The organism is Streptococcus sp. 1343 (genome assembly GCF_013277355.1).
Lineage (GTDB): Bacteria > Bacillota > Bacilli > Lactobacillales > Streptococcaceae > Streptococcus > Streptococcus pseudopneumoniae.
On sequence record NZ_VMMT01000003.1, the window covers coordinates 23,697 to 41,035 of the forward strand.

The 17,339-nt window shown below is 40.5% G+C and carries 13 protein-coding genes and 1 pseudogene; 13 read left to right on the forward strand and 1 reads right to left on the reverse strand.

The window, feature by feature from the left end:
* The first annotated feature begins 1 nt into the window (after position 1).
* The 12 genes and pseudogenes from HT709_RS00530 (at position 2) to HT709_RS00590 (ending at position 15,267) form a co-directional block, all read left to right on the forward strand.
* On the forward strand, positions 2-865 hold the full coding sequence (locus HT709_RS00530) for an XRE/MutR family transcriptional regulator (RefSeq protein WP_138704241.1): 864 nt from the start codon (positions 2-4) through the stop codon (positions 863-865).
* A 79-nt stretch (positions 866-944) separates the two neighbouring features.
* Positions 945-2,123 (forward strand): MFS transporter, encoded by a 1,179-nt coding sequence (locus tag HT709_RS00535; protein WP_172925407.1) that lies wholly within the window; start codon positions 945-947, stop codon positions 2,121-2,123.
* A 92-nt stretch (positions 2,124-2,215) separates the two neighbouring features.
* Positions 2,216-4,174, forward strand: a complete 1,959-nt coding sequence (gene ligA, locus HT709_RS00540; RefSeq protein WP_172925408.1) for an NAD-dependent DNA ligase LigA — start codon at positions 2,216-2,218, stop codon at positions 4,172-4,174.
* A gap of 2 nt (positions 4,175-4,176) precedes the next feature.
* Positions 4,177-5,136, forward strand: a complete 960-nt coding sequence (locus HT709_RS00545; protein WP_138703536.1) for a diacylglycerol kinase family lipid kinase — start codon at positions 4,177-4,179, stop codon at positions 5,134-5,136.
* A gap of 22 nt (positions 5,137-5,158) precedes the next feature.
* Positions 5,159-7,438 carry a type I pullulanase gene (gene pulA / locus HT709_RS00550; protein WP_172925409.1) on the forward strand — a complete coding sequence of 760 codons (2,280 nt, stop codon included), beginning with the start codon at positions 5,159-5,161 and terminating at the stop codon, positions 7,436-7,438.
* A 381-nt stretch (positions 7,439-7,819) separates the two neighbouring features.
* On the forward strand, positions 7,820-9,748 hold the full coding sequence (gene glgB / locus HT709_RS00555) for a 1,4-alpha-glucan branching protein GlgB (protein ID WP_050261564.1): 1,929 nt from the start codon (positions 7,820-7,822) through the stop codon (positions 9,746-9,748).
* Positions 9,738-10,880: a glucose-1-phosphate adenylyltransferase gene (locus tag HT709_RS00560; protein ID WP_050261562.1), complete on the forward strand. Its 1,143-nt coding sequence runs from the start codon at positions 9,738-9,740 to the stop codon at positions 10,878-10,880. Before glgB ends, HT709_RS00560 begins: the two co-directional genes overlap by 11 nt.
* Positions 10,870-12,009: a glucose-1-phosphate adenylyltransferase subunit GlgD gene (gene glgD, locus HT709_RS00565; RefSeq protein WP_000687036.1), complete on the forward strand. Its 1,140-nt coding sequence runs from the start codon at positions 10,870-10,872 to the stop codon at positions 12,007-12,009. Before HT709_RS00560 ends, glgD begins: the two co-directional genes overlap by 11 nt.
* Positions 12,006-13,439, forward strand: coding sequence for a glycogen synthase GlgA (gene glgA / locus HT709_RS00570; protein WP_138703539.1), 1,434 nt, complete (start codon positions 12,006-12,008; stop codon positions 13,437-13,439). Before glgD ends, glgA begins: the two co-directional genes overlap by 4 nt.
* 58 nt (positions 13,440-13,497) lie before the next feature.
* Entirely contained in the window at positions 13,498-13,869 is a 372-nt protein-coding gene (locus tag HT709_RS00575) for an HAD-IB family phosphatase (RefSeq protein WP_171039143.1), read from the forward strand.
* Positions 13,814-14,143: an HAD hydrolase family protein gene (locus tag HT709_RS12015; RefSeq protein WP_171039144.1), complete on the forward strand. Its 330-nt coding sequence runs from the start codon at positions 13,814-13,816 to the stop codon at positions 14,141-14,143. Before HT709_RS00575 ends, HT709_RS12015 begins: the two co-directional genes overlap by 56 nt.
* An 8-nt stretch (positions 14,144-14,151) precedes the next feature.
* A pseudogene (locus HT709_RS00590) lies at positions 14,152-15,267 on the forward strand (glycerate kinase).
* On the opposite strand, the gene HT709_RS00595 reads toward HT709_RS00590, so the two are convergent.
* Positions 15,264-15,710 carry a DUF1694 domain-containing protein gene (locus HT709_RS00595; protein ID WP_000131108.1) on the reverse strand — a complete coding sequence of 149 codons (447 nt, stop codon included), beginning with the start codon at positions 15,708-15,710 and terminating at the stop codon, positions 15,264-15,266. The pseudogene HT709_RS00590 and the gene HT709_RS00595 overlap by 4 nt on opposite strands.
* A 163-nt stretch (positions 15,711-15,873) precedes the next feature.
* Here HT709_RS00595 and eno point away from each other — a divergent pair, with 163 nt between their 5' ends.
* Positions 15,874-17,178: a surface-displayed alpha-enolase gene (gene eno / locus HT709_RS00600; RefSeq protein ID WP_000022813.1), complete on the forward strand. Its 1,305-nt coding sequence runs from the start codon at positions 15,874-15,876 to the stop codon at positions 17,176-17,178.
* Positions 17,179-17,339: the final 161 nt, after the last annotated feature.

Sequence of the window (17,339 nt, forward strand, 5' to 3'; positions counted from 1 at the left end):
GATGGAACATCTTGGAAAAGTATTTCGTGAATTTCGAACAAGTGGAAATTATTCTTTAAAGGAAGCAGCAGGCGAGTCCTGTTCAACCTCTCAGTTATCTCGCTTTGAGCTTGGGGAATCTGACCTAGCAGTCTCACGTTTTTTTGAAATTTTGGATAATATTCATGTGACCATTGAAAATTTCATGGACAAGGCTAGGGATTTTCAAAATCATGAACATGTTGCTATGATGGCACAGATTATCCCACTTTACTACTCAAATGATATTGCAGGTTTTCAAAAGCTTCAAGAAGAACAACTTGAAAAGGCTAAGAGTTCGACGACTCCCCTTTATTTTGAGCTGAACTGGATTTTGCTACAAGGTCTGATTTGTCAAAGAGATGCGAGTTATGATATGAAGCAGGATGATTTGGATAAGGTAGCAGATTATCTCTTCAAAACAGAAGAATGGACCATGTATGAGTTGATTCTTTTCGGGAACCTCTATAGTTTCTACGATGTGGACTATGTCACTCGGATTGGTAGAGAAGTCATGGAGAGGGAGGAATTTTACCAAGAGATTGGTCGCCATAAGAGATTAGTGTTGATTTTGGCCCTCAATTGTTACCAGTATTGTTTAGAGCATCTTTCTTTTGACAATGCAAGCTATTTCGAGACTTATACAGAGAAGATTATTGGTAAAGGTATTAAGCTTTATGAGCGTAATGTTTTCCATTATTTAAAAGGTTTTGCCTTATATCAAAAAGGAAAGTGTAAAGAAGGTTGTAGCCAAATGCAAGAGGCCATGCATATTTTTGATGTGCTAGGTCTTCCAGAGCAAGTAGCCTACTATCAGGAACACTACGAAAAATTTGTCAAAGATTAATTTTCCCAAATAAGGGAAAAAATAAAAAGCTCCTTTCGGTTTTGATACAATAGTTTCAAAATTTGAGAGGAGTTTTTATATGAATCGCTATGCAGTACAGTTGATTAGCCGTGGAGCTGTTAACAGGATAGGGAATATGCTCTATGATTATGGCAATAGTGTCTGGTTGGCTTCCATGGGAACTATCGGACAGACAGTTTTAGGAATGTATCAGATTTCTGAACTCGTCACATCTATTCTAGTCAATCCCTTTGGTGGAGTCATTTCAGACCGTTTTTCTCGTCGTAAGATTTTAATGGTGGCAGACCTTGTTTGTGGGATTCTTTGTCTGGCTATTTCTTTTATAAGAAATGACAGCTGGATGATTGGAGCTTTGATTGTTGCCAATATTGTTCAGGCTATTGCTTTTGCATTTTCTCGTACAGCCAATAAAGCTATCATAACTGAAGTGGTGGAGAAAGATGAGATTGTGATCTATAACTCTCGCCTAGAATTAGTTTTGCAGGTTGTAGGTGTTAGCTCTCCTGTTCTTTCCTTCCTTGTTTTACAGTTTGCAAGTCTCCATATGACGCTACTGCTAGACTCGCTGACTTTTTTCATTGCTTTTGTTCTAGTGGCTTTCCTTCCAAAAGAGGAAGCAAAAGTTCGAGAGAAAAAGGCTTTTACTGGGAGAGATATGTTTGTAGATATCAAGGATGGGTTACACTATATCTGGCATCAGCAAGAAATTTTCTTCCTTTTGCTGGTAGCTTCCAGCGTTAATTTCTTTTTTGCAGCTTTTGAATTTCTCCTCCCCTTTTCGAATCAGCTTTACGGGTCAGAAGGAGCCTATGCAAGTATTTTAACTATGGGGGCTATTGGTTCCATCATTGGGGCTCTTCTAGCTAGTAAAATTAAAGCTAATGTTTATAATCTTTTGATTTTACTGGCTTTGACAGGTGTCGGAGTTTTTATGATGGGATTACCACTGCCAACTTTTCTTTCCTTTTCTGGAAATTTAGTTTGTGAATTGTTTATGACGATTTTTAATATTCACTTTTTTACTCAAGTACAAACCAAGGTTGAGAGCGAATTTCTTGGGAGAGTACTAAGTACAATTTTTACCTTAGCTATTCTATTTATGCCTATTGCAAAAGGATTTATGACAGTCCTGCCAAGTGTACATCTCTCTTCTTTCCTGATAATTGGAAGTGGTGTTATCATCTTGTCTTGTATATCGTTTATTTATGTTCGAACTCATTTTGAAAAATTTATATAAGGTTGCTTGAGTTTTAAAAATAATTCCAATCTAAGTGTTTTTTCCGCCCTTCTCGTTTGTGAGGAGGGCTTGTTTTATGGTAAAATGGTTTTATGAATAAAAGAATGAATGAGTTAGTCGCCTTGCTCAATCGCTATGCGGCTGAGTACTATACCAGCGATAATCCCTCGGTTTCAGACAGTGAGTATGATTGCCTTTACCGAGAGTTGGTTGAGTTAGAAACTGCCTATCCAGATCAAGTGCTAGCAGACAGTCCGACCCATCGTGTTGGTGGCAAAGTCTTAGATGGTTTTGAAAAATACAGTCATCAGTATCCTCTTTATAGTTTGCAGGATGCTTTTTCACGTGAGGAGCTTGAAGCTTTTGATGTGCGTGTTCGTAAGGAAGTGGCCCACCCAACCTATATTTGTGAGCTGAAAATCGATGGCTTGTCTATCTCGCTGACTTATGAAAAGGGGATTTTAGTTGCTGGGGCAACGCGTGGAGATGGTTCTATTGGTGAAAATATAACAGAAAATCTCAAACGTGTTAAGGACATTCCTTTGACCTTGCCAGAAGAACTAGATATCACAGTTCGTGGGGAATGTTATATGCCACGCGCTTCTTTTGACCAGGTTAACCAAGCTCGCCAAGAAAATGGAGAGCCCGAATTTGCTAATCCTCGTAATGCAGCGGCAGGAACACTGCGTCAGCTGGATACAGCAGTAGTTGCCAAGCGTAATCTTGCCACTTTCCTTTATCAAGAAGCCAGCCCTTCAACTCGTGATAGTCAAGAAAAGGTTTTGAAGCACCTAGAACAACTAGGTTTTGTGGTCAATCCTAAGCGAATCTTGGCTGAAAACATAGATGAAATCTGGGATTTTATTCAAGAAGTAGGACAGGAACGGGAAAATCTGCCTTATGATATTGATGGAGTTGTAATCAAGATCAATGACCTAGCAAGCCAAGAAGAACTCGGCTTTACTGTTAAGGCTCCAAAGTGGGCAGTGGCTTACAAGTTCCCAGCTGAAGAAAAAGAAGCTCAACTCTTATCAGTTGATTGGACAGTTGGCCGTACGGGTGTTGTAACTCCGACTGCCAATCTGACACCTGTTCAGCTTGCTGGTACAACTGTTAGTCGTGCTACCCTACACAATGTGGATTATATTGCTGAAAAAGATATCCGCAAAGACGATACGGTTATCGTTTATAAGGCTGGAGATATCATTCCTGCCGTTTTACGTGTGGTAGAGTCCAAACGGATTTCTGAAGAGAAACTAGATATCCCTACAAACTGCCCAAGTTGTGACTCTGATTTGTTGCATTTTGAAGATGAAGTGGCTCTCCGTTGTATCAATCCACGTTGCCCTGCCCAAATCATGGAAGGTTTGATCCACTTTGCCTCTCGAGATGCCATGAATATTACAGGCCTTGGTCCATCAGTAGTTGAAAAACTCTTTGCTGCCAATTTGGTTAAGGACGTGGCGGATATTTATCGTTTGAAAGAGGAAGATTTTCTCCTTTTAGAGGGGGTTAAGGAAAAGTCTGCTACTAAACTGTATCAGGCCATCCAAGCATCTAAGGAAAACTCAGCTGAGAAACTCTTGTTTGGTTTGGGAATTCGCCATGTCGGCAGTAAGGCCAGTCAGCTTTTACTTCAACATTTTCTCTCGATTGAAAATCTGGCTCAGGCAGATCCAGAGGAAGTGGCTAGTATTGAAAGTTTAGGTGGCGTGATTTCCAAGAGTCTTCAGACTTACTTTGCGACAGAAGGCTCTGAAATTCTCCTCAGAGAATTGAAAGAAGCTGGGGTTAATCTGGACTATAAAGGTCAGACTGTAGTAGCAGACGCAGCCTTGTCAGGTTTGACAGTGGTATTGACCGGAAAATTGGAACGACTCAAGCGCTCAGAAGCTAAAAGTAAACTCGAAAGTCTAGGTGCCAAAGTGACAGGCAGTGTTTCTAAAAAGACCGACCTCGTCGTTGCAGGAGCAGATGCTGGAAGTAAACTGCAAAAAGCACAAGAACTTGGCATCGAAGTTCGAGATGAAACTTGGCTAGAAAGTTTGTAACAATGACAGAAGAAAGAAAACGTGCGCGTTTAATTTATAACCCAACCTCAGGGCAGGAAATTATCAAGAAAAATATAGCAGAAGTGCTGGATGTTTTGGAAAATATTGGCTATGAAACCAGTGCCTTTCAAACGACTCCAGAACCTCTTTCGGCACAAAAAGAAGCTGAGAGAGCAGCCAAAGCTGGTTTTGATTTGATTATTGCTGCAGGTGGTGATGGAACAATTAATGAGGTAGTCAATGGGGTTGCCTCGCTCGATAAGAGACCTCGGCTTGCTATCATCCCAACAGGTACGACTAATGATTATGCGCGTGCCCTAAAAATTCCAATGGGTGATCCTGTTGCGGCTGCTCAGATTATTGCTAAAAATGAGACCATTCATATGGATATTGGACGAGCTTTTGGCGACAAATATTTTATTAATATTGCCGCTGCTGGAACCTTAACCGAATTGACTTACAGTGTTCCAAGTGAAGTCAAGACGCGTCTTGGTTATTTTGCCTATGTTGCTAAAGGCATTGAAATGTTTCCTAAGACCAAGGTTCGTCCAGTGAGAATCACACACGATCAGGGGGTCTTTGAAGGAGAGGTGTCCTTGATTTTTGTTGCCTTGACCAATTCCATTGGAGGGTTTGAGCAGTTAGCGCCTGATACCAAGTTAGACGATGGTAATTTTACTCTGATTTTGGTCAAGACAGACAAGCTATTTGATATGTTGGGCTTATTGATACAGGCCATTAATGGTGGTCAGCATGTCTCAGACGTCAATATCGAATACCTTAAAACTAGCAAACTACGTTTAGAAGTTTTAGATGACCAAGAACGATTTATGCTGAACCTAGATGGGGAATATGGAGGAGATACCCCAGTTGAACTTCAAGTCTGCCATCATCACATCGAATTTTTTGTCAATCGAGACGAGATTAGTCAAGAATTTATTAGTGAAATAGAAACGAATTAAAAAGTAAAAAGGAAAAATAAAAATGTATAACTACCCTATGCGCATTCATTACCATCGCAAGAATGGTGAATACGACACTTGCTCTTTTGTAAAGAGTAAGGATCAACGAATTGATTTACTAACTTACCAAGAAGATTATTTTGGAGCCTTATTTAGCTTTGAACACCCAAGTGCTCATCCCTTAGAAAGCTTGAATTTTGTGGTTCACACAGGCCAAACTAGTAAAGAATATGCTATCCGTTTTAATCACTATCCCCTCTTAACAGAGGTCTGGATTTTGGAAGGCGATGATAGAATTTATTATTCTGAAAATCCTGCAATTGCAAGTCCTTTCTATAAAAATCAAAATCCTTTTGCTTTTGACAAGGCTATCAATAGCGCTAGTTTCGACCACCACTGGGGCTACCAAGGGGAATTGGGTTGCCGTGTAGAGGACAATCAGGCTCGTTTTGCTCTCTGGGCTCCAACAGCGACAGAAGTGCAGGTTGTCGTTTATGAATCAGCTGCTAATGATGCTCCTGTTTGGAAGACCTTTGAGATGGAGAGAGGCAATAGCTACTCTTATAATCACAAGGACAATACAATCGGTGTCTGGAGTTTGGATGTTGAGGAAGATTTGACTGGTAAGGCTTATCAGTATCAAGTCCAATTCCCTCACCACCAAACAGTGACACGCGATCCCTATACCATCGCGACCAGTCCTGATGGCAAACGTTCAGCTATCCTGAGCCATGAAGAAAAGCAAGTTGCAAACTTCGAGGTCAAGCACGGTTCAGAGGCTACTTGGCGCTTGGCAAATCCATGTAAGGCAGTTATTTGTGAAATGCACATTCGTGATTTGACCAAATCACCGACCTCAGGTGTGGATGAACATCTTCGAGGAACTTTCTTAGGTGCTGCACAGACTGGAACGGTTAACCAGTACGGCCAAGCAACTGCTTTTGATTACATCAAGAAGCTGGGCTACAATTATGTTCAGTTGCAACCAATTGCAGACCGTCACAAAGAATACGATGAGGATGGGAATGTAACCTACAACTGGGGTTATGACCCACAAAACTATAACGCGCCAGAAACTAGTTTTTCAACTAATCCAGACGCCCCAGCTCAGGTTATTCGTGATTTGAAGACCATGGTTCAAGCTTACCACGATGCGGGTATTGGTGTTATTATGGATGTGGTCTATAACCATACCTTCTCAGTTGTTGATGCACCTTTCCAAACAACTGTCCCTGATTACTATTATCGTATGAATCCAGACGGTACCTTCCAGAATGGAACAGGCGTTGGAAATGAAACAGCCAGTGAACACGAAATGTTCCGCAAGTATATGATTGATTCTCTTCTATACTGGGTTCAGGAATACAATATTGACGGCTTCCGTTTTGACTTAATGGGGATTCATGATGTCAAGACTATGCAGATGATTCGTCAAAGCTTAGATGAAATCGACCCTAACATTATCCTCTATGGAGAAGGTTGGGACATGGGAACAGGTCTTGCACCTTATGATAAGGCTAAGAAAGACAACGCCTACGAAATGCCAAATATTGGTTTCTTTAATGACAATCAGCGTGATGCTGTCAAAGGTGGAGAAGTTTATGGTGCTATCAAGTCAGGTTTTGTCAGCGGTGCTGCGACAGAGCCAATTCTTGCTAAAGCAATCCTAGGCAGTCGTGAATTAGGAACCTATACACATCCAAATCAGGTGCTTAACTATGTGGAAGCCCATGACAATTACAATCTTCACGATTTATTGGCAACTCTTCATCCAGACCAAAGTTCAGAACAAATCATGCGCAAGGTTGAGACAGCCACAGCTATGAACCTACTCATGCAAGGGATGGCCTTTATGGAAATCGGTCAAGAATTTGGTCGGACCAAACTAGTTGCGACTGGTGAAAATGGTGAGTTGACCCATGATGATAGAGAGCGTGCTATGAATAGCTATAATGCTCCAGACAGTGTGAACCAAGTGAACTGGGACTCGATTAATGAGCGTCAAGACAGTATTGAATTTATTCGTCAAGTCATCCGATTGAAGACAAAAACTGATGCCTTTTCTTACTCTAGCTATGATGAAATTTACCATCATGTCTTTGTGCATTCTGCGATTGAACATAGCGGCTGCCTTATCTATGAAGTTCATGGGAAAGAACACCTCTTGGTTGTTGTGAATGCTAAATCAGAACCCTATCCATTTGAAAATGCAGGAAATTTAGCTATGTTGGTAACCAACAGTCGCTCAAAAGAAGACAATGTGTTAGATGATATTAGTCTAGCTGTCTTGAGTGTTTTATAAAGACCATCTATCTCGCTATTCTAACAGATCATTGGAAGTGAACGAATAGAAAGAACTTAGTTGATAACTCACTCGTATAGAAAATTTGATATATATTTTCATCAAACGTGTAAAATCAGGAAATTGTTTTCCTGGTTTTATTTTTTTGCTATAAAATAATAATAATCATAGAAAAAATACGAACTTTTTGGTATTGTAGTAGAAAAAGAAATGCATTTTCGCAATTTTTTTGAAAAAATATTAATTTACAATTGAACAACTAAGTGAACTTTTTGTAGATTTTCAAAATAATTTTAAAGAAGTATAGTAATTTACTTGAATCTTCTCTAAAAAAGTAGTATAATAAAAACACAGAAAACGCTTACAGTAGAAAGGGAGTATATGGATAGAAGAGAAGCATTGCGCACCTTTATGACAGGTGAGAATTTTCACCTCCAGCATTATCTGGGAGCGCATAGGGAAGAAAAAGATGGTGAGTCTGGCTATACTTTCCGAGTTTGGGCACCCAATGCTCAGGCAGTTCACTTGGTAGGGGATTTCACCAATTGGGTTGAAAATCAAATTCCGATGGAACGGAATGAATTTGGAGTCTGGGAAGTCTTTACCAGTTTTGCTCAAGAAGGCCAAATTTACAAGTACCATATCACACGTGCAAATGGTCATCAGCTTATGAAGATTGATCCTTTGGCTGTACGGTATGAGGCACGACCTGGTACTGGAGCGATTTTAACAGAGATTCCAGAGAAAAAATGGAAGGATAGACTCTGGCTAGCCCGTAGAAAACGCTTAAGCTTTGAAGAGCGTCCTGTCAATATTTACGAGGTTCATGCTGGCTCTTGGAAGAGAAATCCAGACGGTAGTCCCTATAGTTTTGCTCAATTGAAAGATGAACTCATTCCTTACCTAGTTGAGATGAACTATACTCACATTGAGTTTATGCCCTTGATGTCTCACCCTCTCGGTTTGAGTTGGGGCTATCAGCTTATGGGTTACTTTGCTTTAGAGCATGCCTATGGTCGTCCTGAAGAGTTTCAAGATTTTGTTGAGGAATGTCACTTAAACAATATTGGGATTATTGTGGACTGGGTACCTGGTCACTTCACTATTAATGATGATGCCTTAGCCTATTACGATGGGACACCGACTTTTGAGTATCAGGACCATAATAAGGCTCATAACTATGGTTGGGGAGCACTCAATTTCGACCTTGGGAAGAATGAAGTCCAGTCCTTCTTGATTTCTAGCATTAAGTTTTGGATTGACTTTTACCATTTGGACGGTATTCGCGTGGATGCGGTTAGCAACATGCTCTATCTAGATTACGATGATGCCCCATGGACACCGAATAAAGATGGCGGTAATCTCAACTATGAAGGATATTATTTCCTTCAACGCTTGAATGATGTCATTAAACTAGCTCATCCAGATGTGATGATGATAGCTGAGGAAAGTTCATCAGCTACTCAGATTACTGATACAAAGGATTCAGATGGTCTTGGCTTTGACTACAAATGGAATATGGGCTGGATGAATGATATTCTCCGTTTCTATGAAGAAGATCCGATTTATCGTACATACGACTTTAACCTAGTGACTTTCAGCTTTATGTATGTCTTCAAGGAGAATTATCTCCTACCATTCTCACACGATGAAGTTGTTCATGGCAAGAAGAGTATGATGCACAAGATGTGGGGAGATCGCTATAATCAATTCGCAGGCTTGCGCAATCTCTATACGTACCAAATTTGTCACCCTGGTAAGAAATTGCTCTTCATGGGTAGTGAATACGGCCAATTCCTAGAATGGAGATCTGAAGAGCAGTTGGAATGGTCTAATCTAGAAGACCCTATGAATGCTAAGATGAAGTATTTCACTTCTCAGCTAAACCAGTTTTACAAAGATCATCGCTGTCTGTGGGAAATCGATACCAGCTATGATGGTATTGAAATCATTGATGCGGATAATCGAGACCAGAGTGTTCTTTCCTTCATCCGTAAGGGTAAGAAGGGCGACATGCTAGTCTGCGTCTTTAATATGGCACCTGTTGAACGAAAAGATTTTACAATCGGTCTGCCTGTTGCAGGGATTTATGAAGAAGTCTGGAATACTGAGTTAGAAGAGTGGGGAGGCGTTTGGAAAGAACATAATCAAACTGTTCAAACGCAAGAAGGACTATGGAAAGATTATGAGCAGACCTTGACCTTTACCCTACCGGCTATGGGAGCAAGTGTTTGGAAAATCAAACGCCGCTTGAAATCTGCAAAAACCGTCACAAGTAAAAACCAAAAAGGAGTAGAAAATGAAGAATGAAATGTTAGCTTTGATTCTTGCTGGTGGGCAAGGAACTCGTCTCGGTAAACTCACTCAAAGCATCGCAAAACCAGCTGTGCAATTTGGTGGGCGCTACCGTATCATTGACTTTGCTCTTTCAAACTGTGCCAACTCAGGTATTCACAATGTTGGAGTCATCACCCAGTATCAACCACTTGCTCTCAACAACCATATCGGGAATGGTTCAAGCTGGGGACTAGACGGTATCAATTCTGGTGTCTCTATTCTTCAACCTTATTCTGCAAGTGAAGGAAATCGTTGGTTCGAAGGGACTAGTCATGCTATTTACCAAAATATCGACTATATCGACAGTGTCAGTCCTGAGTATGTCTTGATTCTGTCTGGGGACCATATCTACAAAATGGATTATGATGATATGCTCCAGTCTCACAAGGATAATAATGCCAGCTTGACAGTAGCAGTTTTAGACGTCCCTCTTAAAGAAGCGAGCCGTTTTGGTATCATGAACACAGATGCCAATAACCGCATTGTTGAATTTGAAGAAAAACCGGCTCAACCTAAATCTACAAAAGCTTCTATGGGTATTTACATCTTTGATTGGCAACGTCTCCGCAATATGCTCGTTGCTGCTGAAAAGAGCAATGTAGATATGTCAGATTTTGGTAAAAATGTCATTCCAAATTACCTTGAGTCAGGTGAAAGTGTTTATGCTTACGAATTTAGCGGTTACTGGAAAGATGTTGGTACGATTGAGTCTCTTTGGGAAGCGAACATGGAGTACATTTCTCCAGAGAATGCCTTGGATAGTCGTAACCGTCAATGGAAGATTTACTCAAGAAACTTGATTTCACCACCAAACTTCCTCGGAGCAAATGCTGATGTGGAAGACTCATTAGTTGTAGACGGATGTTTCGTTGATGGAACTGTTAAACATTCTATCCTTTCAACAGGCGCGCAAGTTCGCGAAGGAGCGGAAGTTGTTGATTCAGTTATCATGAGTGGAGCTATCATTGGTCAAGGAGCTAAGATTAAACGTGCCATTATTGGTGAAGGTGCGATTATTTCTGACGGTGTCGAAATTGATGGAACAGATGAAGTACAAGTTGTAGGATATAATGAAGTAGTGGGGGTAGCAACAGATGAAGATTGATAAATATTCTGCCATTTTAGGAAACACAGTTGGTTTTCACGATATGTCGACATTGACAGACCACCGTCCAGTAGCAAGTTTGCCATTTGGTGGGAAATATCGTTTGATTGACTTCCCACTTTCAAGCCTTGCTAATGCAGGTGTTCGTAGTGTCTTTGGTATTTTCCAGCAGGATAATATCAGCTCAGTCTTTGACCATATTCGTTCAGGACGCGAGTGGGGCTTATCAACCCTTCTCAGTCACTATTATCTAGGTATTTACAATACTCGTGTGGAGAGTAGCACAGTAGGAAAAGAATACTACCAACAGCTTCTTACTTATTTAAAACGCTCTGGATCAAACCAAACGGTTGCCCTCAACTGCGATGTCTTGATTAACATTGATTTGAACCAAGTTTTCCATCTACATAGTACAACAAAAGGGCCTATCACTGTAGTTTATAAAAAACTAGCTAAGAAAGATATTTCAGAAGTAAATGCAATCTTAGAAGTGGATGAAACAGACCATGTTCTTTCTCATAAACTCTTTGATAGCAAGTCAACAGCTGAAACGTTCAATATGTCTACAGATATCTTTGTCGTTGATACACCGTGGTTGATTGAACGCTTGGAAGAAGAAGCTAAAAAAGAACATCCAGAGAAATTGCGTTATGTTTTACGTGATTTGGCTGCAAAAGAGGGAGCTTTCGCCTACGAGTACACAGGCTACCTAGCCAATATTCACTCTGTAGAGTCTTATTACCAAGCTAATAAAGATATGCTTGAATCACAGAAATTCTATTCTCTCTTCTCACCAAACCAAAAGATTTATACAAAGGTTAAGAACGAAGAACCAACTTACTATGCTAATACATCTAAGGTAAGTACTTCTCAGTTTGCCTCTGGTAGTATCATTGAAGGTCAAGTGGCTAATTCTGTTCTATCACGTAATATTCATATCCATAAGGATAGCCTGGTTAAAGATAGCCTACTCTTCCCTCGTGTTGTGATTGGAGAAGGAGCTCAGGTAGAATATGCTATCTTGGACAAGGGTGTTGAAGTTGAGCCTGGTGTTGTGATTCGAGGAACTGCAGAACATCCAGTTGTCGTTAAGAAAGGTAGCAAAGTAACAGAGGATATTCATTCATGAAAATTTTATTTGTAGCAGCAGAGGGTGCACCCTTTTCAAAAACAGGTGGTTTGGGAGACGTCATTGGCGCTCTTCCTAAATCACTTGTAAAAGCGGGACATGAAGTTGCAGTGATTTTACCCTACTATGACATGGTAGAGGCTAAATTTGGAAATCAGATTGAAGATGTTCTTCATTTTGAGGTGAGCGTCGGTTGGCGCAGACAGTATTGTGGAATTAAGAAAACAGTATTAAATGGTGTAACCTTCTACTTTGTTGACAGCCAATATTATTTCTTCCGTGGTCATGTTTACGGTGATTTTGACGACGGAGAGCGCTTTGCCTTTTTCCAACTTGCTGCCATTGAGGCTATGGAAAGGATTGACTTTATTCCTGACCTTCTCCATGTTCATGATCACCATACAGCCATGATTCCTTTCTTGTTAAAGGAAAAATACCGTTGGATTCAAGCCTATCAAGGAATAAAAACTGTTTTAACCATTCATAATTTGGAATTCCAAGGACAATTTTCAGAAGGAATGTTATGGGACTTGTTTGGAGTTGGCTTTGAACGTTATGCTGATGGTACCCTTCGCTGGAACAACTGTCTGAACTGGATGAAGGCAGGTATTCTCTATGCGGATCGTGTTTCAACCGTCTCACCTAGTTATGCTCAGGAAATTATGACCAGTAAATTCGGATGTAACTTGGATCAGATTCTTAGAATGGAGTCTGGTAAAGTATCTGGTATCGTGAATGGGATTGATGCTGATCTTTATAATCCTCAGACGGATGCTCTTTTAGACTATCATTTCAATCAGGAAGATTTGTCTGGGAAAGCCAAAAACAAGGCAAAATTGCAAGAAAGAGTTGGCTTGCCAGTTAGAGCTGACGTTCCACTGGTGGGAATTGTTTCTCGTTTGACACGTCAAAAAGGTTTTGATGTGGTGGTCGAAAGTCTTCACCATATCTTGCAAAATGATGTTCAGATTGTTCTTTTGGGAACTGGAGATCCAGGCTTTGAAGGAGCTTTCTCATGGTTTGCTCAGATATACCCAGACAAGCTATCAGCAAATATCACTTTTGATGTCAAACTTGCTCAAGAAATCTACGCTGCTTGTGACCTCTTCCTCATGCCAAGTCGTTTTGAACCATGTGGCTTGTCTCAAATGATGGCTATGCGTTACGGAACCTTGCCATTGGTCCATGAAGTTGGAGGCTTGCGAGATACCGTTAAAGCATTTAATCCAATCGAAGGAAGCGGTACTGGCTTTAGCTTTGACAATCTATCACCTTATTGGTTAAATTGGACTTTCCAAACAGCTTTGGACTTGTATAGAAATCATCCTGACGTTTGGAGAAACCTACAAAAACAAGCTATGGAGTGTGATTTCTCATGGGATACAGCCTGCAAGTCATACCTTGACTTGTACCATAGTTTAGTTAATTAATAGATAAAATCGTATGATGACTTCATACGATTTTTGGGCTGTTTAGAGAGGAGAACTAATGTCTCAAGTAAAAGGCTTGTGTGTTATGGATGTAGATGGAACCTTAATCCTAGAAGAAGTGATTGATTTGTTGGGAAGAGAGGCAGATCGTGAGGCGGAAATTGCGCAGCTTACAAGTCGGGCAATGCGAGGAGAGTTGGTCTTTGAAAGCAGTTTAAGAAAAAGAGTGTCCTTGTTGGAAGGTCTTCCTATTTTGGTCTTTGATAACGTCTTCAACTCAAATCATCTATCGCTAAATGTCCCAGAGTTCATCTCTATTCTCCAAAAGAATGGCATCCTAGTTGCTCTGGTGTCTGGTGGATTTACACCAATAGTTGGAGAGATTAGCAAAATCCCTTGGTATTGCCTATTTCACTGCCAACCAGCTTGAAGTCAAAGAAGGTCTTTTAACAGGAAAATTAGTTGGACAAATTATAAGTCCCCAGATTAAAAAAGAGACTCTGGAACAATGGAGAGAGGAACTAAAACTTTCTAAAGAAAGAACGATTGCAATCGGTGACGGGGCCAATGATTTATTGATGTTGAGATCAGCAGGACTGGGAATCGCTTTTTGTGCCAAAGAAGTACTCAAAAAAGAAATACCACATCATGTTGACAAGAGGGATTTTTTAGAAGTTCTTCCTTTGATTGACTGTTTAGAATGAGGGAAAATATGAAGATTGTAATTGCACCGGATTCGTTTAAGGAAAGCTTGACAGCTCAACAGGTAGCTGAAGCAATAAAAAGAGGCTTCCAGTAATCGATAGCAGATGTAGAATGTCTCCTCTGCCCTGTTGGTGATGGGGGAGAAGGTACTGTAGATGCTATCCGACATTCTCTTGACCTAAAAGAAAAATGGATCCAAGTGACAGACCCTTTTGGACAAAAAGAAGCCATGCGCTATTTTCAAAAAAGTCAACTGGCACTATTTGAAGTAGCTGACTTGGTTAGTCTTGGAAAAATTCCGCTAGAGAAACGAAATCCACTTCAAATCCAAACTTGTGGTATCGGAGAGTTGATTCTCCATCTCATTTCTAAAGGGATTAAAGATATTTATATCGGTGTTGGTGGCACGGCCAGTAATGATGGAGGACTGGGGATTGCTGCTGGTTTAGGTTATCAATTTTATGATAGGGACGGAAATGTCTTGCCTGCTTCCGGTCAATCCTTATTAAACTTAGCTTCTGTTTCAACAGAAAATCGCTATAAAATTCCTGAAGGTGTTCAAATTCATATTTTATCAGATGTCGTGAGTCCCTTATGTGGTCATCAAGGTGCGACTTACACTTTTGGCAAGCAAAAAGGCCTAAATCTTACTATGTTTCCAGTCCTAGATCAAGCAATCCAAGACTTTTATGAAAAAGTCTCACCTGCAATATTGCAAATTAAAGGAGCAGGAGCTGGTGGAGGCATTGCTGGCGGTTTGTGTGCCTTTGCTCAGGCAAATATCGTGTCTGGAATTGATACCTGCTTGAACTTAATCAACTTTGATAAGAAAGTTTCAGATGCTGACTTGGTTGTTGTTGGAGAAGGAAGACTTGACAGTCAAAGCTTTGCTGGGAAAGCGCCTATAGGTGTTGCAAAAAGAACCCCTGTTGGAGTTCCTGTTATTGCTATTTGCGGTAGTCTTGCTGAAGATTTACCTCCCCTACCATTTGAAAATATCCAAGCTGTCTTTTCTATTTTGGAGAAAAGTGAACCTTTAGAAGATAGTTTGAAAAATGCCAGTCTCTATCTGGAGCACACGGCTGCCAATATTGGGCACTTATTAACTATGCGCAATATTTAGCCAAACCATTTTTTCCATAAGGATGTTTTGGATGGTTCTTCCTTTTTAACTTCCCAAAGTTTTGGAAAAGCAAGTCGAAGATCCTTTTCTTCTACTTGAACGGGTGCATTGCTATGGATAACCAGACCGAAGGGAGAAGTAATATGCTCTTCAGATACTATGGTAGCTTGACTATCAGTTTCTTTTGCTTCTTTTAAGTAGAAAACTTGCTTGTCAAATTCGATAGTTGGTGAAATCTTCACAAATAGTGGCTCTGCTTTTTCCTGAAGGTTTTCTAAAATAGATAAAAATCCTTTTTCTAACTGAGGGCTATTTGCTGTATCAATATCTGCATATCCAAGAACTCTTTCCTCAAAAGTACCAAGATAGCGTCTTTGCTCATCCGGATTTAATTTTGCTCCACCATGAGCTTGTTCAAGTAATTGTTTTGATAAATCTGTCATGAAAACAGTATATCATAAAAGTTAGAATAAAACAGACAAAAGAAAGCGATTACTTTATAAAGTTAAGGAAAAGTTGCACAAAGATAACGTTTTTTCTTGAAAAAGGAGGGGTTTTAAGGTATTATAGAGGTGTAAAAAATTTAACTCATAAGGAGAGTAAAAAATGTCAATTATTACTGATGTTTACGCTCGCGAAGTCCTAGACTCACGCGGTAACCCAACACTTGAAGTAGAAGTTTACACTGAATCAGGTGCTTTCGGACGTGGTATGGTTCCATCAGGAGCTTCTACTGGTGAACACGAAGCAGTTGAACTTCGCGACGGTGACAAATCTCGTTACGGTGGTCTTGGTACACAAAAAGCTGTTGACAACGTAAACAACATCATTGCTGAAGCTATCATTGGCTACGATGTACGTGATCAACAAGCTATCGACCGTGCTATGATCGCTCTTGACGGTACTCCTAACAAAGGTAAATTGGGTGCAAACGCAATCCTTGGTGTGTCTATCGCTGTAGCTCGTGCTGCTGCTGACTACCTTGAAATCCCACTTTACAGCTACCTTGGTGGATTCAACACTAAAGTTCTTCCAACTCCAATGATGAACATCATCAACGGTGGTTCTCACTCTGACGCTCCAATCGCTTTCCAAGAGTTCATGATCTTGCCAGTTGGTGCGCCAACATTTAAAGAAGCCCTTCGTTACGGTGCTGAAATCTTCCACGCTCTTAAGAAAATCCTTAAATCACGTGGTTTGGAAACTGCCGTAGGTGACGAAGGTGGGTTCGCTCCTCGTTTCGAAGGAACTGAAGATGGTGTTGAAACTATCCTTGCTGCGATTGAAGCTGCTGGATATGTACCAGGTAAAGACGTATTTATCGGATTTGACTGTGCTTCATCAGAATTCTACGATAAAGAACGTAAAGTTTACGACTACACTAAATTTGAAGGTGAAGGTGCTGCTGTTCGTACATCTGCAGAACAAATCGACTACCTTGAAGAATTGGTTAACAAATACCCAATCATCACTATTGAAGATGGTATGGATGAAAACGACTGGGATGGTTGGAAAGCTCTTACTGAACGTCTTGGTAAGAAAGTACAACTTGTTGGTGACGACTTCTTCGTAACAAACACTGACTACCTTGCACGTGGTATCCAAGAAGGTGCTGCTAACTCAATCCTTATCAAAGTTAACCAAATCGGTACTCTTACTGAAACTTTTGAAGCTATCGAAATGGCTAAAGAAGCTGGTTACACTGCCGTTGTATCACACCGTTCAGGTGAAACTGAAGATTCAACAATCGCTGACATCGCAGTTGCAACTAACGCAGGACAAATCAAGACTGGTTCACTTTCACGTACAGACCGTATCGCTAAATACAACCAATTGCTTCGCATCGAAGACCAACTTGGTGAAGTAGCAGAATACCGTGGATTGAAATCATTCTACAACTTGAAAAAATAAAGTAGTTCAGTAAACTATTTTATCCCGAACCTTGAAATTCAAAAGTTCGGCCGTTGATTTAACAACGTTTCTAGCCCCTCGGATTTTATCCGAAGGGCTATTTTTGGTACGACGGGCATGTCGTGCATCTGAGGTGTAAGTCCTCGGTGGGCACCTGCTAC